The organism is Pseudomonas pisciculturae (genome assembly GCF_015461805.1).
GTDB classification, from domain to species: Bacteria; Pseudomonadota; Gammaproteobacteria; order Pseudomonadales; family Pseudomonadaceae; genus Aquipseudomonas; species Aquipseudomonas pisciculturae.
Genome location: NZ_JACVZE010000001.1, coordinates 438,809 through 460,169, shown reverse-complemented (window position 1 = coordinate 460,169; position 21,361 = coordinate 438,809). Strand labels below are relative to the sequence as shown.

Genomic DNA, 21,361 nt, shown 5'->3' with positions numbered 1-21,361 from the left:
CAGGATGGGGGGCGCAGAACGCAGGGCGGCGGTAGATAAGTAGACTAATGCTGTGAAAAAGCCCCGGCCGCGAACGCGCGACCGAGGTCTTATCGGCGAGTCATGGCACCCCCATTACCAATACGCCACTCCCGGTTACAGGCCCAGCGGTCGGTAGGGCCCCCGCTCGCCGAACCAGGGTAAACGTCACATCGTCGCCGCCCATGCTGTTGTCAATGCGGGTCAAGAACGAACCGCCCACTTGTACCGCAGACCCCGCACGAAGCATGGCCGTGCCCACGTCCGGATTAGTCATCATCAATAGCCGAGGGTCGAAGGAAGACCGGCTGCCTTGGTAGGTAATGGTGATCGGCGTGGTGATGCCGGGGTCTGGGCAGGTGTAAGTCAGCCTATAGTCCCTGCGAATGGTCGTTGTCAGTGGGTCGGTGCCTATTGCCCGTTGGTGCACATCGCCAAAGTTGATCTCGATCGGGTTGTTATTGTTGATCGTGCATGCAGAGGGAGAGATGGTGAAATTGTTGGCGGCGATGTACCTGACCGAGATGCTCGCGACACTTGCGTTGTAGTTGTTCGTGGCGGTGAGACGCAGGGTACCGAGCATATCCCCGGCACGAATATCGATCGGGTTGGTCGGGTCGTTGCGCACCAGAATATAGGGCGTAACGTCGATAGGGTAACCACGCAAATCGTCAGGCAACGAGGCAATTCGAATACCGTGGGCAATAGGAATATTGTAGTGCCCGCCCAGAATTCGCAGGCCGGCGCCTTGATTGGCGAATTTTGGACCCGGTATCCATGGGGTCCCCGTCGCACTGCCGGTCGCCCAGAAATCCACTCGGGAAGATGGGCTCTGCGACCCTCTGGAAAACCCACATTCAAGCCGTGCCCCCTCCATCGTGATCCGGGTACGGTCTGCGGCCAAGGTAACGGTCACGGGGACCTGCAGGGGTAGCTCCCCGAATATTGGCTCCCACGGCCCACCATTCACACGGCATGTGGCTGCCTTCGCGGTCGTAGTAAAACCGATCAGGACGAGCAGCGTCATGACGCCATACAGTCGTTTCATGGCACCCCCATCACGAGTACGCCACTCCCACTGATGGGCCCGGCGGCGGGTAACGATCCCGCGCGCCGTACCAGGGTAAATGTCACATCATCCCCCCCTACGCTGTTGTCGATGCGAGTCAGGAACGACCCACCTACTTGCACTGCAGAACCTGCACGGACCATGGCGGTGCCTACGTCCGGGTTGCTCATCAGCAGAGCGCGGTTGTCGAACGAGGATCGGGTGCCCTGGTAGGTAATAGTGATCGGTGAGGTCACTCCACCGTCCGGGCATGAGTAGGTGAGCCTGTGGTCACGGCGAATGGTCGTTGTGAGCGGGTCGGTGCCGATGGCCCGTTGGTGTACGTTGCCGAAGTTTATGTCGATCGGGTTGTTATTGTTGATCGTGCACGTTGATGGGGAAATGGAGAAGTTGTTGGCCGCCGTGTACGTCAGGGCCAGCGTTGAGCTGTTGGGACTATTGTTGTTGGTCTGAAGGAGGTTCAGCCTACCGAGCGTGTCCCCTATTCGAATGTCGATAGGGTTGGTCGGGCTGTTGCGAACCAAAATATAGGGGGTTACATCGACCGGAACACCAATGGCGTTATCGGGCATGGTAGACACCCGAATATTATCGGGAACCGGGGTATTTCGGTACGTTCCGTTTATTCGTAAGCCCGTACCTTCGCGGACGAATTTGGGGCCTGGCACCCACGCTGGGCCGACCCTTAACGACGTTGACCAATAGTCTTCCCACGGAGATGGCGTGAAATCGCCGGGGGTGAACCGGCATTCCAACCTCACGCCTTCGAGCATGATTCGGGTTCTGTCCGCACCCAGTTGAACATTGACAGGGACTTGCAAGTTAAGCGTCCCGCCTGCACCTACAAATATCCAACCGCCGCCATTCACACGGCAATCAGTTGCCTTCGCGGTCGTTGTAAAACCAATCAAGACAAGAAGCACCATGGCTCCATAAAGTCGTTTCATTTTGTTCTCTCATTGCGCATCTACCCAGGCCTTGCCCTGCGGGCAGCCTGGATAGAGTTGAGGTTTGTCTGAGGCGCTTACGGATAATCCAGCGTAAACGTGGAGGTCACCGTATAGGTGCCGTGCCCGATGGTCTGATCACTGATGGCTTGCGGCTCACCCTGCACATAGGCCTTTAGCTCAATCACGTTGCTGCCATTGCTCAATACTTGCTCATCGCTGACCGAATTCACGGGTAATGGCTTATTGCTTGGCGTCTCCAAACCGACCCCGATACCCGAGGCGCCACTGCCACCATCGAGCGCGAAAAGCCCTGGCAGCGCGGAGTTTTCCCTGCCGCCGAACTGGATGGTGACCGTGTTGCCAATCGTGGTGTCGCAGTCCTCCAGGTGCAGTTTGAAACCTTTGCCCGGCGTGCGCGTGTTGATGTAGAGGTGCTTGCTGGTCACGTCCCAGAGTTCCAACGTGATAGCCTCGTCACCGGGGCGGATTGTGCAGGCTTCTTCCACCAGATTGCCTTGCAAACGCAGGTTGTCCGCCGCCTGCCCATTGGGCATCAGGCCGCAGGTCAGCAGTAACGCCAGCCCGGCACATGACCAAGCCTTACGAACCGTTTTATGTCGCATAAGCTCAGCTCCTACTCGTATTCGGCCAACAGTGTGGCCACCGCTGTAAACCGTGCGGGGGCCAGAACGGCACCTGGCTGTTTGACGGGTACAACTTCCAATACCGGCGGTGACGGCAGGGTGATGTCCAATGGTGTATTGAGCGCAAACGGCACGTTGTTCTGATACACCCGAATGCCCAACGCAGGCACATTGGTCTGCACCGCGGCACCGTCAAATGTCGTGGGGGTGCCATTAACACTCAGCTTCAGTTCCCACGGCAGCGTGGCCGGGCCGCAGCTGATGGTGTACGCGAGCCCGCGGCGATATTTCACGCCATCGACGCGCTTGACCCCGACATCGCCGAAATCCACTTCAATCGTGTTACCCGCGTCGATCGTGCAGGGCGGTGGCTCGTTCAGCGTACCGCTAAAGGTGAGGTTGGCCGACGCTGCACTGCACAGGCCGATGGAACACAAGGCGAGCAACGCTCGTGGCTGCCAAAAGGTCATTGATCATTCCTCGTCATTGATAGTCGACCACCAGGGTGGCGGTCGCATCAAAGAGCCCTCCCGTCAGTGTGCTGCCGGCACGTTTAACGGGCACCGCCTGCACCACCGGAAAGTTTGGATAGGTAAAATTCACTGCGGTGTTGAGCGGCCAGTCGGCACCATTCATGAACAGCTTTACCCCGAGGTCCGGCTTGCGGGTCACGAGCACGCGGTTATCGAACGACGCCCCTGTGCCCCTGAGCTCCAGGATCAAGGCGTTGCTGAAGGGCGAATCACAGGTGACGGTATAAGGCACGCCTCGACGGTAATTCACCCCGTCGACCCGTGACGTCAGCAGGTCATTGCCAAACGGCACATCGAGCGTGGTGCCGTTGTTGATGACGCACGGCGGCGGCGCGATGATGACCGCGCGGATGGTCAGGCTGGTTTCAGCCTGCACGCCCTGGCAGACAGCCCACAACACGCCGCCGCCGATAAACATGGCCCATGGGCCGGTTAACGTTGCCATCGTTCTGCCCTTACTCATAATTGAGCCTGAAATCCACCACGGCCCGAAACGCCCCGCTGGTCAACGGTGCGGCGGTGCGTGTGGGCTGCACCAGCCACGTCTGGGTGTTACTGCCCAGAGGCAAAAACACCGGTTCGCCCCGTGAGCCCAGCTGTACGTCCCGCCCCAGCGCATCGGTCAATTGCAGGCCCATCCCACTGACGCCTTGCACTTGCACCAGCCGTGGGTCATCGGGATCGGCAGGCGCGAAAAACGCCACCGACAACACGGGTTGAAAGGCACTCCAGGTGAGGTTGCCCGTGCGTTCACTGCGGATGCTGCCAGCCGTGCGCTGGCAATCGGTAAACCGCAGTTGAAACGACATGGGTTTTGCCTGATCACCAGGCCGTTGCAACTGGCTGGCCGACACCGCACCCAGGTCAATGGTTTGGTGCAGCGATGTCATCTCCAGGCTGCAAGGGGTTTCATGCATGGACCCTGTTATGTTCAGCAGCCCATTCATGCCCTCGATATCCTCGGCGTGCGCGCTCCTGACCAAAGCCAGTAACAGACCGCCCAAGACCTTCACAGTGTGCGACTTCATGAGGTTCTCCAGCAGCAGGCGCTACTTGTCAGGCGATACTTGCGCGCTCACGGTGCAAGCGCTGCCGGTGCAGGTGAAGGCCAGCAGCGGGCGGCCACCGTAATCGTTCACGTAGGCAAGATGAGGCGTTGCGCCGAGCGCCTTGGCCGTTGGCCCCAAGGTGAGCGAGCCTTTGGGCGGCACCATCAGTGGCTCAAAGCCCGACACGGTTTTGCCGTCTTTGCTACTGCGCGCATCCACCAGGGTCACGTAATAAGGCGTCGGGTTGTTCACCTGATAACGTTCGCCTTCGACGGTAAGCGTGAGCTTTTCCTGCCAGGGGTTGGACAAGTCTTGCTGGCTCGGCGCAATGGCTTGCGGCCGGTAGAACAATTTGATCCGGGTTTGCAGCGCAATTTGCAGGGTGTTGGCCTTGTCGCTGCGCGGCGGTATTTCCCTCAGGTTGAAGTAGAAGACGCTTTCACGATCCTGCGGCAATGACTTGGCCGCCGGCAGCGCCTGCACTTTCACCTGGCTCTGCTTCCCAGGCTCCAAACGCTGAACCGGCGGCAGCACGATCAAGGGCGAGGTGATTTTCTTGCCCTCCTCGTCCTCGATCCAACCCTGGGCCAAGTACGGTAACTGGGTGTTGTTGTTGGTGATATTCACGCTGGTGGCTTCTTTGCCGCCATCAAAAATCACTCGGGTACGATCCAGGCCGACAGCGGCATTGGCGCTCTGGCTCAAGCCCAGAGCCAACAGCATGAAAGCCTGGAGGGTGAGACGCGTATTGAGCATCATGAGGATGTGTTCTCCGTATCGGTACGCTGCCCGGTCAGCGAGGCTGGCTCGGGCGATGATTGATCGTTGGCTACCACTTGGCAGCCCAGTTGCAGGGCATCGGTCAAGCCATCCGCAGGCAAGACGTCGGGGAGCGTAAGGACGCAGCGCTCGAACCCGCCCCAACTGACGGTCATCGCTTCGCCGGCCTGGATACCGCTCAGGTAGACCTGCCCGCCGTCATTCACAATCCCGGTGTCTTGCTGCTTGATGTTCTTCACCACCGCGCCGAAGGGCGGTGAACTGCCGTCCGGCAGTCGCAGTACCACCATGGCCTTCTCACCGGCAATCACGTCCAGGGATCGATAACCGATAGCCCCTTCGGTGAGCGTCAGTTGCGTGACCGATTGGGTGGCCTCGACGTTGCCCGGCAAACTTTCCAGATCGACACTGGCCGCCGTACGCTGATAACTGCCGACATCGGAAATGACCGCCTTGCCGAACACGTTGCTGCGGGTCGGCGTGCCGTAACCGCGAACAGGCACATCGGGCACCCCACCGGTGTCCACCATCAAGCGAGTTCCGCCAGTACTGTTGGTACGGTGCAGGGCTGCACCGTGTTGCGTTAGCGTGCCACCGCCACGAGCAGACACACTGAGGCTGGTGTAGTTACCTTCCTGCTGGCTTGCGGCAAGGTCGATGTCGATGTCGGCATAATCACCGACGTGACTCAGGTAACCACTGGCCGCTTTGTTGCTCGCATTGAGCTGGTAACTGTTGCGCTCATCAAAGCGATCGCTGTAGCGCGTTGAGTAACGGTTTTCGCCTGCGGCCCTGTTGGCGTCCAGCGACAGTGTGCCGGTGCGCCCCAATGGCAGGCTGACCGTCAGTGCCATGCCGTTGTCCTTGTAGTTGTAATCCAGCGTGCGATACAGGTTCAGGGACAGGCTCAGGTTCTTGACGGTGCCCACATTGAAGTAGCGTGACACCGACACGTTCCAACGCTGAGTGGCCGGCCGCTCCCAATAGGTTTGTTTGTTGTAGCTTGCGTAAACGGTGGCGCCCAGATCACGGAACTGCTTGTTGACCGTGGCCGTGTACAGGGCCTTGCTGCCACCGATGGGTTTCCAACTGCCGTTCTCGTCGATCCCGGCGAGTTCGCCGTTGCGCCCGTAATGGCGCGCATCAAGGTACTCGCTCATGCTCAGGTAGTTCTTCTCGGAAAACCGATAACCGGCGAAGGTGACCTGGCTGTCGTACTCTTCAAAGTGCTTGGAGTATTGAAGGCGGTAGGACTTGCCCGAGAGCGTCTCATCCCACACCCGGGCGTTGGACTGAGTGGCATCGAGCGATACAGCACCAAACGCCAACAGGTCACGACCCACGCCGACCGATAACGCACGGTAGTTGTTATCCGTGATAGCGCCGCCAAACAGCGACCAGCCGTTACTGACACCCCACGAGAACTCGCCACTGCCGAAATAGTTTCCATCGGCGCCGTACTGAAGATTGGACGGGCGCCCCGTCGCCAGTTTGTAACGAACCTGCCCGGGGCGCGTCAGGTAAGGAACGCCTGCGGTATCGACCTGGGAGGTATGTACCGTACCGTCCTGTTCTTCTATGCGCACATCCAGCCTGCCGGAGACGGCGTCGTTAAGGTCCTGGATACGAAATGGCCCTGCCGCCACCAGCGTTTCATACAACACACGGCCCTGCTGGCTGATGATGACCCTGGCATTGGTCTTGGCGACCCCGACCACTTCCGGTGCATAACCGCGCAAGTTGGGCGGCAATTGGCTTTCATCGGAATTGAGGGCCGCACCGGTGAAACGGAAGCTGTCAAACAGGTCCGAATACAGGTAATTCTCGCCCACCACCAAGCGCGCCTTCAGCGAAGGGATAGCGCGGTAAGCGTAGTAACGGCTCCACTCCAGCGTCGAACGCCTGGACGGCTGATCGCGGTCCTGGTCGACGCGCCCCTGCCAATCAGCCCGCAAGCGCCAGGCCCCGGCATTGGCGCCCAGGGTTCCGTTACCACTGACGTTATTGCGTGTCCCGTCATTTTTCTGGTAGCTCGATTGTGCTGTCATGTTGTAGTCAACCAACAACCCAGGCACTCCGTCGTCCCAACGAGAGGGCGGGTCCCAGTTGATCGTGCTGTATTCAAGGTAGGCTTGGGGCAAGCTGATGTTCAGCGTGGACGTCGCCAGGTCTCCACTGACCTCCATACCGGGCAGGCCTTGAATATCCAGACACTCCCCGCCTTTCCACCAAGTAAGCTTGTCAGCACCGGACGCTTTTAACCCCAACTGTTCCACAATACTTTGTGATAAACAGGCTTTACTTCCTTTGGGGTCATCATCGGGCGGATAAAACGCCACCGATTGCTCAGCAACAACTTGGCTATTGATCTGCACCACCATCGAATAAGTGCCAGGCAGAATGAACCCACTGCGGGCAAACTGAGACAAATCAATATTGGTGCGATCACTGAGATCAAGAACGTCGGTATTAAACTCGATATCCCCTGCACCCCATGCAGTGCCTGCCAAGGACATCAACCCAACCACTAGACCCGGGCGCAGCGTTTTTTTGATCTTCGACGCATTCAACATGAAAGCAACCCATCAATGTTCAAAAGTATTCCAACTTGAACCGCACTGCGGCTGCGTGAGCCCCAGGCGCCAACGGCAATCCGTTACCTACCAGTCGAAGCGTGTAGTGAAGGGTCATGTCACCTTCAGCCAACGGGCGCAGCGCCATCGGCTCACCCGGAACGCTCTCCTCACCCGCCGAATCCCAGATATGCAAGGCAACGCCCTGGGAATCACCAAAGGCTGCAAAAGAGCGCCCTCCCCTGTCGGCAGCACCGTCAAACGTCACGCGCAGGTGCTCCCAATCCGGCAAGTTGACGCCTGGGCGCAATGGGTCAGGGCGGGTCAATGAGCAATTGACCAGACGCAATTGGAAGGGGTGCGGGGCTCCCAGCGTGTTTCGCAGAAGCCGGCCAATGGGTTCGGGCGTCATATCGATGGTTTGATCAGCACTGGCCAGTTCCAACCCGCACGCTGAGTCCATAACCTGCCCCCCCAGCATGACGATCCCATCCCCTTGCGGCGACGCCTGTGCGAAAACCCAAGGGCTGACGCACATTGCCGATAAAGAGGTAATAGCGAGGCTTATGAATATTTTCACCTTTATCTCCCGCCAGCTTTCCCCCGCCACCCAAGGTGGCGGGGGAAACGCTTACTGATAAGCCAAGGTGAAATTGGTGACCGCGCTGAAATTGCCAGGGACGATAGTGCCCGTGGCAGCGCCCTGCACATAGGCACCGAACTCCAACGTGTTATCACCGGCGACAATGGCCTGTGGAGTGGTCGGGACACCCAGCTCAACGAGCTTGCCGCCATGGGTCATCATGATGCCCACGCCACCCGCACCACCGACGGTACCAATCGCACCAGGAACAACGGTCGATGGCGCGCCGGTGAAGGTCGTGGTTACGGTGTTATCGGTCAGGCCCGTCAGGTCGCAACCCTCAAGCTCAATACGCACAGGCCGGGCTTCAGACTTGCCACCCGACTGCAATTGATGCTTGGCAATCGCCCCCAGGTGTACTGACTGGTCCACCGATTCAGGCTTGATGGAGCAGGCACCCGAATGGACCGAGCCAATAAACGTCACCGTCCCATCAGCCGCATGAACAACCGATGCCGAACCCACCAGCAGACCTACCGACAACAGCACAGTTTTCATTTTGGTTTTCATTTGCAAGCACTCACATAGTGTTAGAAAAAACCCCGTCGCAGTGCTGCGTAGGGTTTATCAGTTAAGCGACGATCCGGTTGTAGCCCCTGATTAAAAAGCTCAGTTCACAGCGCGATGCGCAAACTGTCTTTCCAACTAATTGCATTGCAAATAGGAACCCGTTCGAAGCGAAGTAAGTGTCGACGTTCAACTTGAGAATGTAAGCCGGGAAATTCAACGCACCGCGTAGCCGCGTTACATCAGGACACATAGGAGATTTATGGCAATTTGCCAAAACTTAAAATACAGCTGTAAGAATTAGGCTACATGCGCCTTAATGAGAATACTTTAGTGCAGACCAGGTATGTAAGAAGCGGATAACATTAACTTAAAAACATTAGTATTCATTGAATGATGAGCAACTAAGGCGTTAAAAAATGTTTGAGCCGCGGCGGACCGCTCGTCGGGAGCGCTTGCGCGCTGCTTAAGATATATCTTACGTTATATCTAGACACACACAGAGGCTCCCACGATGCGAGACCATCCTCACCCACGCGACGGCTTTGACCCTCGCTCTGGCCGCGGTCGCGGCCCCCGGGTATTTGCGCCCGGCGACCTGAAACTCTTGCTGCCGGCGCTGATCGCCGAACAGCCATGCCACGGCTATGACTTGATCCGCCAGATCGAAAGCCTGTTCGACGGCGCCTACACCCCAAGTCCCGGCGTGATCTACCCCACCCTGACCTTCCTGGAAGAAAGCGACTTGATCCAGGGCGATGCCGATGGTGGAAAAAAACGCTACACAATCACCGACGCCGGTCGTCTCTACTTAAGCGAGCAAGCGATTGCCCTGGATGGCGTACGCATGCGCATTGACGTGAGCAAGCGCTCCTTGCGTGGCCAGGACCGCCCACCGCAAATCCACGAGGCCGTGCACAACCTGCGCCATGCCTTGCACTCGCACCACGGGCGCTGGAGCCCGGAAGAAATCGTTCGTGTCGCGGCGCTGCTCAATCGCACCGCCCAAGCCATTGCCGACGGGAAAGACCAATGAATACTCAAACCATTCACCGCGTGACCCACGAAATCAAACGCCGCCGCCTGGACGTGCTGCGGGTGGTCGACATCACCCCACGCATGCGCCGCATCACCCTCGGCGGGCCTGAACTGGCGGGGTTTGTCAGCCTGGGCAGTGACGATCACATCAAGCTGCTGTTCCCGCAGAACGCCGCCGAACAGGCCGCACTGGAAAGCCCGACCTTCAGCATCAAGGGTGACGGCCCGCAACCGGCCATGCGCGACTACACGCCTCGGCATTTCGACCTGAGCATTGGCGAGCTGGACATTGACTTCGTGCTGCACGGCGATGGCCCAGCGTCCACCTGGGCCGACCAGGTTCAAGTCGGCCAGCACCTGTACATCGGCGGGCCACGGGGCTCGATGATCGTGCCGGATATGTTCGACAGCTACCTGCTGATCGGCGATGAAACCGCGCTGCCCGCCATTGCGCGGCGCCTGGAGGAATTGCCCGCTGGGCGCACGGTGCTCGCCGTTATTGAGATCGCCAATGCGGCTGAAAAGCAGGCGCTGCAAAGCGCTGCCAATGTTGAAGTGATCTGGGTGATTCGCGGCCAGGATGATTTGCTGGATACGGTGCAGAAACTGACGCTGCCGAGCGGCTCGCTGTACAGCTTTGTGGCGATGGAAAGCAAACTGTCGCGCCAGGTACGCCGGGTGTTGTTGGATACGCACAAGGTCAACGAGGAATTCCTCAAGGCCGTGGGCTACTGGCGCGCAGAAGGCAGCGAAGAAGGCAGCGAAGAAGCCTAAGGTTTGACTCGGTCAAATGTGGGAGGGGGCTTGCTCCCGATAGCGGTGGTTCAGTCATTAAGGTATTGACTTACACACCGCTATCGGGAGCAAGCCCCCTCCCACATTTTGTCCTGTGTCCACTTCAGGTTCGAGGTGATTTCAGGAGCCTATCCAACCCCACCACCGCCACAGCAACCAGCACAAACCCCGCCAAAATCCCCCCGGCATTCACGAACACCTGTGGGTAACCGAGGGTGCCCACATCAATGAACGGGTATTGATACTGCCCGAGCAAATCCCCCCGCAGCAGCGCATAAGCGAAATACACCAACGGGTAAATCACCCAGGCGCCGATATCTTTAAAGCGCAAATCGCCCTTGGGCACACACCGCCACCAGTAGATAAAAAACAGCACCGGCATCACGTCGTGCAGCAACTCGTCAGCGATAAATTGAAAGCCTTCAGGTTGCCACAAGTGCCGCAGCAGCACGTTGTAGGCCAGGCCTACCACCACGATGCTCACGGCGATGCCACTGCTGATTCGCGGCGCGAGAAAAAACCGCTGCACGGGTGATTCACGCTTTACCAGCGCATAGCTCAACACCACCACCGCCAGGGTGTTGGTGAGTACGGTGAAGAAGCTGAAAAAGTTGATCAGCCCACCCATCAGGCTGGCGCCGGAGGCCCAGCGCGAATAGAAAATCAGGTATTGCTGAATCGCCAGCCCCAGCCAACCCGCCAAGGCGGCCGCTGCGATAAACCGTTTCACAGGCTCAATCCAGCGGGCGTTTGGTGCGCATCAGTTTCACGTACAAACTTTCGACTTTCTCACGCGCCCAAGGGGTCTTACGCAGGAAGGTCAGGCTCGACTTGATGCTCGGGTCACTCTTGAAACAACGCACATCAATGCGCTCGGCCAGACCTTCCCATTCGTAGTGTTCCACCAGGGTGGTGAGGACGTGCTGCAGGGTCACACCGTGGAGTGGGTCGTTGCTTGTCGCGGTCATGCCGGGCCTTTTACAAAAAGTGGAGAGACAGCCGCGCACTTTAGCACGAACAAAAAAGTTCCCGCCCTTGGCAAAAAAGTGATGTTATATTGTAACTATACATATCAAATCTTTTCGTCGTTTTGCCAAGGAATGTCCGATGTCCCTCTCTTCTCTGTGGCGCTTGACCCCGCTTGCCGCCGCCCTGCTGATTTGCTCCGAAGCTCACGCCCTTGAGCTGCAACCCCAAGTCATCACCGGCAACCCGCTGGGCAGCGAACAACTGGCGTCACCCACCACCGTATTGGAAGGCGACGAGCTGACCCTGCAACAAAAAGGCAGCCTGGGCGAAACCCTTAACAAGCAGCCAGGTGTGTCGTCTTCCTACTTTGGCCCGGGTGCCAGCCGGCCCATTATTCGTGGCCAGGATGGCGACCGCATTCGCATCCTGCGCAATGGCGTGGGCGCATTGGATGCCTCGTCACTGTCCTATGACCACGCCGTGCCGCTGGACCCGATCAACGTCGACCGCATCGAAATCGTGCGCGGCCCGGCCGCCTTGCTGTATGGCGGCAGCGCCATTGGTGGCGTGGTCAACACCTTCGACAACCGCATCCCCACCGAAGCCATCGAAGGCATCCACGGCGCCGGCGAACTGCGCTACGGCGGCGCCGACACCACCCGCAGCAGCGCGGGCAAACTGGAAGCCGGCAACGGCACGTTTGCCTTGCACCTGGATGCCAATGCGCGGGAGTTCAACGACCTGAAAATCCCTGGCCAGGCTCGCAGCCGTCATGCGCCAGAGAGCGACGACGCCCCCGGCAAAAACGGCCGCCTGGGTAACAGCGACGGGCGTCAGGACGGTGGTGCAGTCGGCGGTTCCTACACCTGGGACGACGGTTACGCCGGGCTGTCCTACAGCAACTACGACAGCAATTACGGCTCCCCCGCCGAGCAGGCGGTGCGCATCCGCATGCAGCAGGAGCACTACGCGTTCGCGTCCGAAGTACGCAACCTGCAGGGCCCGTTTACCTCGGTAAAAGTCGACGCGGGCTACACCGATTACGAACACCGCGAGATCGAAGACGGCGAAACCGGCACGATCTTCAAGAACAAAGGCTATGAAGCCCGCGTTGAAGCCCGTCACCAGCCGATCGGCCCGTTTAACGGTGTGGTCGGTGCCCAAGTCACGCGCAACGAGTTCTCTGCGTTGGGTGAAGAAGCCTTCGTACCGCAAACCGACACCAACGCCGGCGCGCTGTTTATCCTCGAAGAGATGCAAGCCACCGAGCGCCTCAAGCTCAGCCTCGGCGGGCGCCTGGAACACACCAGCGTCGACCCGAACGCCAAAGGCAACGAACGCTTTGCCGGTGCCGACAAGTCCAACGATTTCACCGCCGGCAGCCTGTCGTCGGGCGCGGTCTACACCCTCACGCCGGTTTGGTCCCTGGCCGCCACGCTGGGCTACACCGAGCGCGCACCGACCTTCTACGAGCTGTACGCCAACGGCGCCCACGTCGCCACCGGCACTTACGAGTTGGGCGATGCCAACCTGAAAAAAGAAAAAGCGGTGTCCAGCGACCTGGCCCTGCGCTTTGACAATGGCACCCACAAGGGCAGCTTCGGCGTGTTCTACAGCCACTTCTCCAACTACATTGGTCTGCTGGGCAGCGGTCGTACGCTGAACGATGAAGGTGAAGAAGATGCGGATGGCATCCCTGAGTACACCTACTCTGGCGTGCGTGCCCGTTTCGCAGGCTTTGAAGCCCAGGACCACTGGAAGCTTGGCGAAAGTGCCTACGGCAAATTTGCGCTGGAACTGTCGGGTGACTACACCCGCGCCACCAACCTCGATACCGGCGAAGCCCTGCCCCGCATCGCCCCGCTGCGTTTGAACAGCGGGCTGTTGTGGGAATTGGACCGTTGGCAGGCCCGCATCGACGTAGAACACGCCGCCGGCCAAGGCCGTATGCCGGATAACGAAAGCGGCACCGATGGCTACACCACACTCGGCGCGAGCGCGGGGTATCGCTTCAACGTAGGCGGCAGCGAATGGCTGGCGTTTGTGAATGGTGAAAACCTGACCAACCAGACCGTGCGGTATGCCAGCTCGATCCTGCGCGACATTGCCCCGGCGCCGGGGCGCAGTGTGCAGTTCGGGATTCGCACCACGTTCTAACCTTCACTGCATAACCAATGTGGGAGGGGGCTTGCCCCCTCCCACACTCATTTTGCAGCGACACTTAGTCACTGTTACCAAATCAGAAATGATGCATATCGCTATTTACCCTTTCTCTCTGCGCCCACTCCCTTTATCCTTGCCGGCAACAATCTGAAACGTTTCACCTCCCGGTCGACCCCATCTTGCCGAATATCTCTTCACGCAAAGACAGCGCTGTCTTACACCCCGCCGCGCCTGGGGATAAATCGCCCGCCTGTGGATAACCACCCTTATCCCCAGAAAAACCAAATAACGCTGAACCAAGCCTGTGCCGAATCGTCATCTACAGTGAAGAAGCATCGGGTTACATAATTCCAACGTAACGGAGAAACACACTATGAGCACTGATGGTGCTTCGAGCCAAAGCCGCCTGCTGCCCAGGCTGCTCGGCGTCTTGCTGCTGATCATGGGCCTGGCCTTGTTGGCCGGGGGTATCAAGCTGACGATGCTCGGCGGGTCGCTGTACTACCTGCTGGCCGGTATCGGCATCGCCTTGACCGGCATTTTGCTGCTGGCCAACCACCGCGCTGCGCTGGGCCTGTACGCAGTGGTGCTGTTCGCCAGCACGGTGTGGGCCTTGTGGGAAGTCGGCCTGGACTGGTGGCAGTTGGTGCCGCGCCTGGCACTGCTGTTCGCCCTGGGCATCGTCATGCTGCTGCCGTGGTTTCGCCGTCCGTTGGTGCGCACCCAGCCTGCTCCAATGGGCACTGGCGCGCTGAGCGTTGCTGTCGTGCTCGCGGGTGTTGCCGCACTGGCCAGCCAATTCACCAACCCAGGTGAAATGGTCAAGACCGGTCAACTGGACCGCGATGCCGTACCAGGCATGGCCAGCGCTGCACCGTCCCAGGCCGATGGCGACTGGAACTCCTATGGCCGTTCGGCCTTCGGTGATCGTTACTCGCCACTGGCGCAGATCACCCCGCAAAACGTCAGCAAGTTGGTGCCAGCCTGGACCTACCGCACCGGCGACATCCCTGGCCCTAACGATCCGGGCGAGACCACGGCGGAAAACACCCCGCTCAAAGTCAACGGCATGCTCTACGTGTGCACCCCGCACAGCCAAGTGATTGCCCTGGACCCGGACACCGGCAAGGAAATCTGGCGTTTCGATCCGAAGATCAGCAGCCAAGGCGCTGAAAACTTCAAGGGTTGGGCCCACATGACCTGCCGTGGCGTGTCGTATCACGATGACGCTGTGTACGCCTCCGAGCAGAGCCCAACCGGCAGCGCCAGCCCGGCCACCGCGCCGACGGCCTGCCCGAAACGCATCTTCGTACCAACCGCCGACACCCGTCTGATCGCCCTGAACGCCGACACCGGCAAGATGTGCGAAGACTTCGGTGACAAAGGCCAGGTCGACCTGCGTGCCAACATTGGCAGCTTCGCCCCAGGCGGTTACTACTCCACCTCGCCACCGGCCGTGACCAAGAACCTGGTCGTGATCGGCGGTCACGTGACCGACAACGTCTCTACCGACGAGCCAAGCGGCGTGATCCGCGCGTTCGACGTGCACACCGGCAAGCTGGTGTGGAACTGGGACAGCGGCAACCCGGACGACACCACCCCGTTGGCCGAAGGCAAGACCTACACCCGCAACTCGCCGAACATGTGGTCCATGTTCTCGGTGGATGAAAAACTCGGCATGCTTTACCTGCCGATGGGTAACCAGATGCCCGACCAGTACGGCGGCGACCGTACCGATGAGTCCGAGAAATACGCAGCGGGCCTCACCGCCCTGGACATCGACACCGGTCACGTGAAATGGACCTTCCAGTTCACTCACCACGACCTGTGGGACATGGACGTAGGCGGCCAGCCATCCCTGATCGACATCAAGACCGCTGACGGCGTGAAGCAAGCGGTGATGGCGTCGACCAAGCAAGGCAGCATCTACGTGCTCGACCGCACCAACGGCCAGCCGGTGGTTCCAGTCAACGAAATACCGGTTCCTCAGGGCGCAGTAGCGGGCGATCGTACCTCCCCTACCCAACCCAAGTCCGACCTGAACTTCATGCCGCCGCCGTTGAAAGAACGCGACATGTGGGGCGTAACGCCGTTTGACCAACTGATCTGCCGGATCGACTTCAAGTCGATGCGCTACGACGGCCCGTTCACCCCGCCGTCGCTGCAAGGCTCGATCGTTTACCCAGGTAACTTCGGTGTGTTCGACTGGGGCGGTATCTCCGTCGACCCGGTTCGCCAGATCGCCTTCGTGAACCCAAGCTACATGGCGTTCAAGTCCAAGCTGATCCCGGCCGCCGACATCGCCAAGCAAGGCCCACGTGTCAGCGAAACCGAAGGCGTGCAGCCGAACAAAGGCGCGCCATACGGCGTGATCCTCGAAGCACTGCTGTCGCCGATGGGCCTGCCGTGCCAGGCACCGGCCTGGGGCTATGTGGCAGCGGTCGACCTGACCACCCACAAAACCATCTGGATGCACAAGAATGGCACCGTGCGCGACAGCTCGCCGGTTCCAGTCCCGCTGACCATGGGCGTGCCTAGCCTGGGCGGTACATTCACCACCGCGGGTGGCGTGGCGTTCCTCAGCGGTACCCTTGACCAGTACCTGCGTGCCTACGACGTGAAAAACGGCAAGCAACTGTGGGAAGGCCGCCTGCCAGCAGGCGCGCAGACTACACCGATGACCTACACCGGCAAGGACGGCAAGCAATATGTGCTGGTCGTGGCGGGGGGTCATGGTTCCCTGGGTACCAAGCAGGGTGACTATGTGATGGCGTTTAAACTGCCGGATTAAGCAATCCCGGTAGCAAAAAAGGCGGCGACCTGTTGAGGGTCGCCGCCTTTTTCATGTCTGGCGAAGATCAAAATGTGGGAGGGGGCTTGCCCCCGATGGCTATGTGTTGGGCGCTAGAGGGGTTTGGGCGGGGTACATATCCGTTATTTGGGTGAAGGCTGATATTGGTTTCGCCCTTACGGCGAGTCACTTTGGAAGAGCCCCAAAGTAACCAAAGGGCTCTTGCCCCACCACTCGGCACCTCGCCTAGGCTCGGTGTGCCCTCACTCCGGCCAGCGTGGTTAACGGGGCGCCTAAGGTCAAGATCAAAAGCCAGAGCCAGAGCCAGAGCCAGAGCCAGAGCCAACCACCCTCTACCTGATGTATGGGGGCAAATGTGGGAGGGGGCTTGCTCCCGATGGCGGTGTGTCAGTCAACAGATGCAGTGACTGACACTCTGTCATCGGGGGCAAGTCGAATCGTCGCACCGCCCCTCCCACATTTAAACCTCATTGCCTGGGGGATCAGTGTTCTATCACTTCTGCGCGCATCACCGCCAATCGGGCAATCAGGCGATTTTGTACGGGCACCGAGATGCCCTCTTGATCCATCGCCTTGATCAAGTCTTCCACCAACGCATTGAAATCACTGCGGCTCACATTCTGGCCCTTGTGACTCTCCGCCATGCTGTCGCCGGTATAGGTGCACGGCCCGCCCGCCTCGACGCAGAACTGCTCGATCAGTTTGTTGCGCAAGCGTTGGATATCGATGCGCCGGAAGCGCTCAACGATGCGTTCGTCCCGTGCAATGTTGAGCAGCATGCCTTCGACAACCCGCGTAATACCCGGCATCGCGCCGAGGTCGCGGTAGAGGCTGTCATCCTTGGGGGGTTGCTGGGCGCAGGCGCTGAGCAACAAGACGAACACCAGGGGTAGTACGCGCATTAGAAACTCCCCTGCACAGACAGGTAGGTGCCGTTCTGGTTATCCAGCGTGGCGATTTCGCCCAAGCGTGCGTAGGCCAACACAAACGACACATGCTTGTTCGGGAAGTAACCGACAAACACATCCGCCCAATCGCTCTCACCAGCAAACGACAGGTTGTCGGGCTTTTCGCGGTATTCCACGCCCAGCGCCCAACGCGGGTTGAACAACAGCGCCACCGAGCCTTCCTTGAGCAGGCTGCGGCTGTCGCGACGGTCGCCGCCAAAACCCAGCAGGCCGGTTTCATTGGCGCGGCTGTAGCGCAGGCTGCCGTTGACCAGCACGTTGTAGCCAAAGGCGGCGCCCATGAACAAGCGGCTGGCGGCGAGGTAGCCTTCGACGTCGCTGTCGCGCTTGGCGCCTACCAGGTTGGGGATATCGAAATTGGTCTGGTGTTTGTATTCCAGGCCCAACGAGACCTGGGGCAAGGTGTCGTAGATCACATCGCCAAACAGCCGCACCTTAAGGCCCAGCACGTCCTGGCCGAGGTTGTCTTCGGGCAGGTTCAGTTTGTGCACGAGGGTGCCAAGGTCGAAGCGTTGGCGGGCGAAAGACAGCTCGACCCGGTTGTCATAGGCCAGCGCCAGCCCGGCCACGTCCAACCGATAGTCCGGCAGGTTGACCGTGGTGGCGAACGCTGTAGCGCCCCACTCACCTTGCTCGCCATAACCGGCCAGCACCGCCCACGGGGTGATCCCGCCGCCCGCCGTGCCTTCGATACTGCTGGCGCCGCCGGTGGCGATCAGGCGGCCGTTATCGGCCCACGCCGCTTGCAGGGTCAGCGCACCAAGGCAACCGATCAAAAAAGAAAAACGCACGTTCATGCCACTCAATGAACCAGGGAAGTTTGTGCACTGAGGGGCAACGCCACCCAGGCTTCGAAAGCGTCGGCGCTCAAGGGCCGACTGATCAGGTAACCCTGGGCCGTGTCGCACTGCCAGCGCTCCAGCAGGCGCAGGCTGTGGGCGTACTCAACGCCCTCGGCGACCACCTTGAGGCCCAGGTTGTGGCTCATCTCGATAGTGGAACGCACGATCACCGCGTCTTCACTGGTTTCATCAAGGTTGCGCACGAACGATTGGTCGATCTTCAGCTCTTGCACCGGCAGGCGCTTGAGGTGCGCCAACGATGAATAGCCGGTGCCGAAGTCATCCACCGACAGGCTGATGCCGCAGTCACGCAGCAGGTGCAGGACTTTCAGGGCCTTTTGCGGCTCGCGCATCACCGCGCTTTCGGTGATCTCGAACAGCAGTTGCTCAGCCGGCAAGTTATAGCGTCGCAACAATGCCGAGACCCGATGAGCCAGCTCATCACCCAGCAAATCGTCTGCCGAGATATTCAGCGAGAGCTGCAAGTACAAGCCGCGCCGGTTCCATTCACAGAGCTGGCGAATGCCCTCTTCGATCACCCAGTGGGTCAGCAATTGAATGCTGCCCGAGCGCTCGGCCAGGGGGATGAATTCAGCCGGCGAGACCATGCCGAACTGCGGGTGCTGCCAACGCAGCAAGGCTTCGGCCTGGCGCACGTGGCCTTGGCGGATATCCAGCTTGGGTTGGTAATGCAGCAGCAGCTGGCCTTGGCTCGGTGCGTGGCGCAGGTCGCGGATCAGGGTGATCTGGCGGCGGTGCGCGAGGTCGCGGCCCTGCTCGTAGATCTGTAGGCGGCCCGGCATTTGCGCGGCGTCTTTCATGGCAATGGCCGCACGTTCAAGCAAGGTGTGTGCGCTTTCGCCATCGGCCGGGTACGCGGCGATGCCCAAGCGGCAATCGAGCGCGAGGTCGTGGCCGTTGATGCGCTGCGGACGCAGCAGCAACTGCTGCAGTTTGTCGGCCATGCCCACCGCTTCATCGCTGCCCGCGCCATCGAGCAGCAAGAGAAATTCGTCGGCAATCAAATGCGCCAGGGTATCTCCGGGGCGCAATACGGCCTCCAGGCGGCGGCTGGTTTGCAGCAACAACTGATCGACCGCATCGAGCCCGGCGGTTTCGCTGGCGGCGCGCAGGTTGTCGATACCCAGGTAGATCAACGCCATCGGCCGTTGCGTGGCGATGGCACTGCCCAGGCGCTCCATGACCAATGCGCGGTTGGGCAACCCGGTGAGACGGTCATGCAGGGCGTTGTGCGCCAGTTGCAACTCGCGCTCGGCGATGCCGCTTTGCATCGAATTGACCGCCAACGCTAAACGCCCCAGCTCATCGCTACGCTCCAGGGTGACAGGCGTGTGATAGTCGCCCTGGCCGATACGTTCTGCCGCCAGCGCCAGGGCCTGAACGGGTCGCGACACCCCACGCGCCAATAACAAGGCACCGATCAATGAGGCAATCAGCGCGATCAAGGCAATGCCCAGAATCTTCTCGTCCAGCGGCACGAACGCCTGCATCGCCGCGTCCAGCGGACTTTGCAGCAACGCCAGAACCTGACCGTCGGCGTTACTGGCCAACACCAGCGATTGGCTGAGAAAACTGTGGTCCTGGTGTTCGGTGGTCGACACGCCGTGGCGGGTGCCTTCCCCCCGCATCAGGCTGGCAATGCTGTCGCGCAGTACCTGAGGCTGAGTGCTGACCAACTCGCCCGGCTGCTGACGATCAATGCTCAGGAACGACACTTCCAGATTGCTCAGCGAGCGCAGTTCTTCGGCGAACGCGGTGTCCATGCGCAGGCCCATGACCACCCGGGCGATTGGCAGCGGCGCCAGCACCGGCGCTTCGACCAACAAGTGCGGCATGCCTTGCAGCGGCACCATCAACATGGCCTGGCGATTGCGCCGGGCATCGCGCAGCGCCTGGTCATAACGAAAGGTCGAGCCCTCGGGTACATCGTCGAGGGTGCTGGCCAGAACGGTGCCGTCCATGCCCAGCAGGATCATGTCGCTGGCATTGATGCGCTTGCCGTGGTTAAGCAACACCGAGCGCATGGTCGCCGAATCGCCGCTGGCCACCGCGTCGCGAAAACCGAAGTCTGCCGCCAACAGTTGCACACCATCGGCCAAGCGCCGACCGCGCACATCGAGCAAGCGCTCGAAGACCCGCGCTCCCACATCCAACTGCGCCTTGGCCTGGCCGCGCACGGCGTCGCTGGTGGCCGCTTTCACGCTGAAGTACAGCGCACCGATCACCACCAGCAACAGCAGGATCAACACACTGGCGACACGCGCCTGGAAACTACTGCGCAGTTTCACGGGCGGCTCGATTGAAGGCATCGCCAAACGCGGTCGGCGTGGGTGCGGGTGGCAAGTCAGCCGACGGCGGCTCCAGGCTCAACTGCACGGTGTGGCTCAGGCCGGTGGCGGGAATGTTCAAGGTGCCACCGTCCAGAGGCTGCATATCAGCCAGTTGCGGGTGCCACAGGGTGACGTGATAGGCACCGGCCGGCAGGTCGCTCAGGCGCACGCGGCCTTGGGCATCGCTGACGCCGAAGCGCGGGTCGTCGGTCACGTAGATGTAGCCGAGCATCCAGTCGTGGATATTGCAGCCCAGTACCACCACGCCAGGTTTGTCGAACAGCAACGGGTCGGTTGGCGTGCCTTCGTACAGGCGCAGTTCAAAGCGCTTGGCGGCGGAGAATGAGTAGACCTGATGGCGAATGTTGTCGCCGTTGGGGAAGCGCACCTGAGTGCCGGTGTGCACCGCCAACACATGGGGGGCGAACTTCTGGTCGCGTTGGTCCATGTCGGCCTTGAGTGTACCGGCGGGCGTGCCCACCGGGCCTTGCAGGGTAATCACGGCGTCGCTGACCGGTGTCTGGTCGGCCTGGCGCATCAACACGTCAAGCGTTGCTGCGCCGGCCACGTCATGGGCGCACAACATCACGGCGGCGAAGGAAAACTGCAGAAAAATTCGATTCATCAAGGGTCCGCACGGCAATAGAAAAAAGACGG

20 protein-coding genes are annotated in these 21,361 nt (G+C 60.0%); 4 read left to right on the top strand and 16 right to left on the bottom strand.

All coding sequences use genetic code 11. The annotated features are described in order from the left end of the window. Positions 1–100: 100 nt before the first annotated feature. The 10 genes from ICY20_RS02115 to ICY20_RS02070 all read right to left on the bottom strand — a co-directional run bounded on the left by ICY20_RS02115 (position 101) and on the right by ICY20_RS02070 (position 8,757). Complete coding sequence (locus tag ICY20_RS02115; RefSeq protein WP_200846275.1) at positions 101–1,066, bottom strand: fimbrial protein; 966 nt, start codon at positions 1,064–1,066, stop codon at positions 101–103. Continuing rightward, complete coding sequence (locus ICY20_RS02110; RefSeq protein ID WP_194936831.1) at positions 1,063–2,034, bottom strand: fimbrial protein; 972 nt, start codon at positions 2,032–2,034, stop codon at positions 1,063–1,065. The genes ICY20_RS02115 and ICY20_RS02110 overlap by 4 nt, the downstream gene beginning before the upstream one ends. Positions 2,035–2,111: 77 nt before the next feature. After that, positions 2,112–2,660 carry a fimbrial protein gene (locus ICY20_RS02105; protein ID WP_194936830.1) on the bottom strand — a complete coding sequence of 183 codons (549 nt, stop codon included), beginning with the start codon at positions 2,658–2,660 and terminating at the stop codon, positions 2,112–2,114. Positions 2,661–2,671: 11 nt separating this feature from the next. Beyond that, positions 2,672–3,151 carry a fimbrial protein gene (locus ICY20_RS02100; RefSeq protein WP_159956835.1) on the bottom strand — a complete coding sequence of 160 codons (480 nt, stop codon included), beginning with the start codon at positions 3,149–3,151 and terminating at the stop codon, positions 2,672–2,674. A gap of 13 nt (positions 3,152–3,164) precedes the next feature. Further along, entirely contained in the window at positions 3,165–3,659 is a 495-nt protein-coding gene (locus ICY20_RS02095; RefSeq protein WP_194936829.1) for a fimbrial protein, read from the bottom strand. A gap of 10 nt (positions 3,660–3,669) precedes the next feature. Continuing rightward, on the bottom strand, positions 3,670–4,242 hold the full coding sequence (locus tag ICY20_RS02090; RefSeq protein ID WP_159956839.1) for a fimbrial protein: 573 nt from the start codon (positions 4,240–4,242) through the stop codon (positions 3,670–3,672). A gap of 21 nt (positions 4,243–4,263) precedes the next feature. Beyond that, positions 4,264–5,022, bottom strand: coding sequence for a fimbria/pilus periplasmic chaperone (locus tag ICY20_RS02085; RefSeq protein ID WP_159956841.1), 759 nt, complete (start codon positions 5,020–5,022; stop codon positions 4,264–4,266). Next, positions 5,019–7,616, bottom strand: a complete 2,598-nt coding sequence (locus tag ICY20_RS02080; protein ID WP_194936828.1) for an outer membrane usher protein — start codon at positions 7,614–7,616, stop codon at positions 5,019–5,021. Before ICY20_RS02080 ends, ICY20_RS02085 begins: the two co-directional genes overlap by 4 nt. A 19-nt stretch (positions 7,617–7,635) precedes the next feature. After that, complete coding sequence (locus ICY20_RS02075; protein ID WP_159956843.1) at positions 7,636–8,196, bottom strand: fimbrial protein; 561 nt, start codon at positions 8,194–8,196, stop codon at positions 7,636–7,638. A 51-nt stretch (positions 8,197–8,247) separates the two neighbouring features. Further along, complete coding sequence (locus ICY20_RS02070) at positions 8,248–8,757, bottom strand: fimbrial protein (RefSeq protein ID WP_159956845.1); 510 nt, start codon at positions 8,755–8,757, stop codon at positions 8,248–8,250. A gap of 523 nt (positions 8,758–9,280) precedes the next feature. On the opposite strand from ICY20_RS02070, the gene ICY20_RS02065 reads away from it, so the two are divergent. Both ICY20_RS02065 and ICY20_RS02060 read left to right on the top strand, forming a co-directional pair. After that, the gene (locus ICY20_RS02065; RefSeq protein WP_159956847.1) at positions 9,281–9,802 is read left to right on the top strand and encodes a PadR family transcriptional regulator; all 522 of its coding nucleotides are present in this window, start codon (positions 9,281–9,283) and stop codon (positions 9,800–9,802) included. Then, positions 9,799–10,578: a siderophore-interacting protein gene (locus tag ICY20_RS02060; protein WP_194936826.1), complete on the top strand. Its 780-nt coding sequence runs from the start codon at positions 9,799–9,801 to the stop codon at positions 10,576–10,578. Before ICY20_RS02065 ends, ICY20_RS02060 begins: the two co-directional genes overlap by 4 nt. Before the next feature lie 124 nt (positions 10,579–10,702). Here ICY20_RS02060 and ICY20_RS02055 read toward each other — a convergent pair whose 3' ends face one another. Further along, the gene (locus ICY20_RS02055) at positions 10,703–11,329 is read right to left on the bottom strand and encodes a Pr6Pr family membrane protein (RefSeq protein ID WP_159956851.1); all 627 of its coding nucleotides are present in this window, start codon (positions 11,327–11,329) and stop codon (positions 10,703–10,705) included. A gap of 4 nt (positions 11,330–11,333) precedes the next feature. Further along, complete coding sequence (locus ICY20_RS02050; RefSeq protein WP_122514516.1) at positions 11,334–11,567, bottom strand: VF530 family protein; 234 nt, start codon at positions 11,565–11,567, stop codon at positions 11,334–11,336. 139 nt (positions 11,568–11,706) lie between these two features. Between ICY20_RS02050 and ICY20_RS02045 the strand changes: the two genes are divergently transcribed. Further along, positions 11,707–13,725 (top strand): TonB-dependent receptor, encoded by a 2,019-nt coding sequence (locus tag ICY20_RS02045; protein ID WP_194936825.1) that lies wholly within the window; start codon positions 11,707–11,709, stop codon positions 13,723–13,725. Between the two features lie 379 nt (positions 13,726–14,104). Beyond that, complete coding sequence (locus tag ICY20_RS02040; RefSeq protein ID WP_194936824.1) at positions 14,105–16,522, top strand: glucose/quinate/shikimate family membrane-bound PQQ-dependent dehydrogenase; 2,418 nt, start codon at positions 14,105–14,107, stop codon at positions 16,520–16,522. 503 nt (positions 16,523–17,025) lie between these two features. Here the strand turns inward: ICY20_RS02040 and ICY20_RS02035 are convergent. Genes ICY20_RS02035 through ICY20_RS02020 form a run of 4 tightly spaced genes read right to left on the bottom strand, consistent with a single transcriptional unit; the run spans position 17,026 to position 21,329 of the window. Beyond that, a complete protein-coding gene (locus tag ICY20_RS02035; RefSeq protein WP_194936823.1) occupies positions 17,026–17,445 on the bottom strand; it encodes a group I truncated hemoglobin in 420 nt (139 codons plus the stop codon). After that, positions 17,445–18,308 carry a DUF3034 family protein gene (locus tag ICY20_RS02030; protein WP_194936822.1) on the bottom strand — a complete coding sequence of 288 codons (864 nt, stop codon included), beginning with the start codon at positions 18,306–18,308 and terminating at the stop codon, positions 17,445–17,447. The genes ICY20_RS02035 and ICY20_RS02030 overlap by 1 nt, the downstream gene beginning before the upstream one ends. 5 nt (positions 18,309–18,313) lie before the next feature. Further along, positions 18,314–20,662, bottom strand: a complete 2,349-nt coding sequence (locus ICY20_RS02025) for a putative bifunctional diguanylate cyclase/phosphodiesterase (protein ID WP_159956863.1) — start codon at positions 20,660–20,662, stop codon at positions 18,314–18,316. Further along, entirely contained in the window at positions 20,646–21,329 is a 684-nt protein-coding gene (locus ICY20_RS02020; RefSeq protein ID WP_159956865.1) for a methylamine utilization protein, read from the bottom strand. Before ICY20_RS02020 ends, ICY20_RS02025 begins: the two co-directional genes overlap by 17 nt. Between the last annotated feature and the right edge of the window lie 32 nt (positions 21,330–21,361).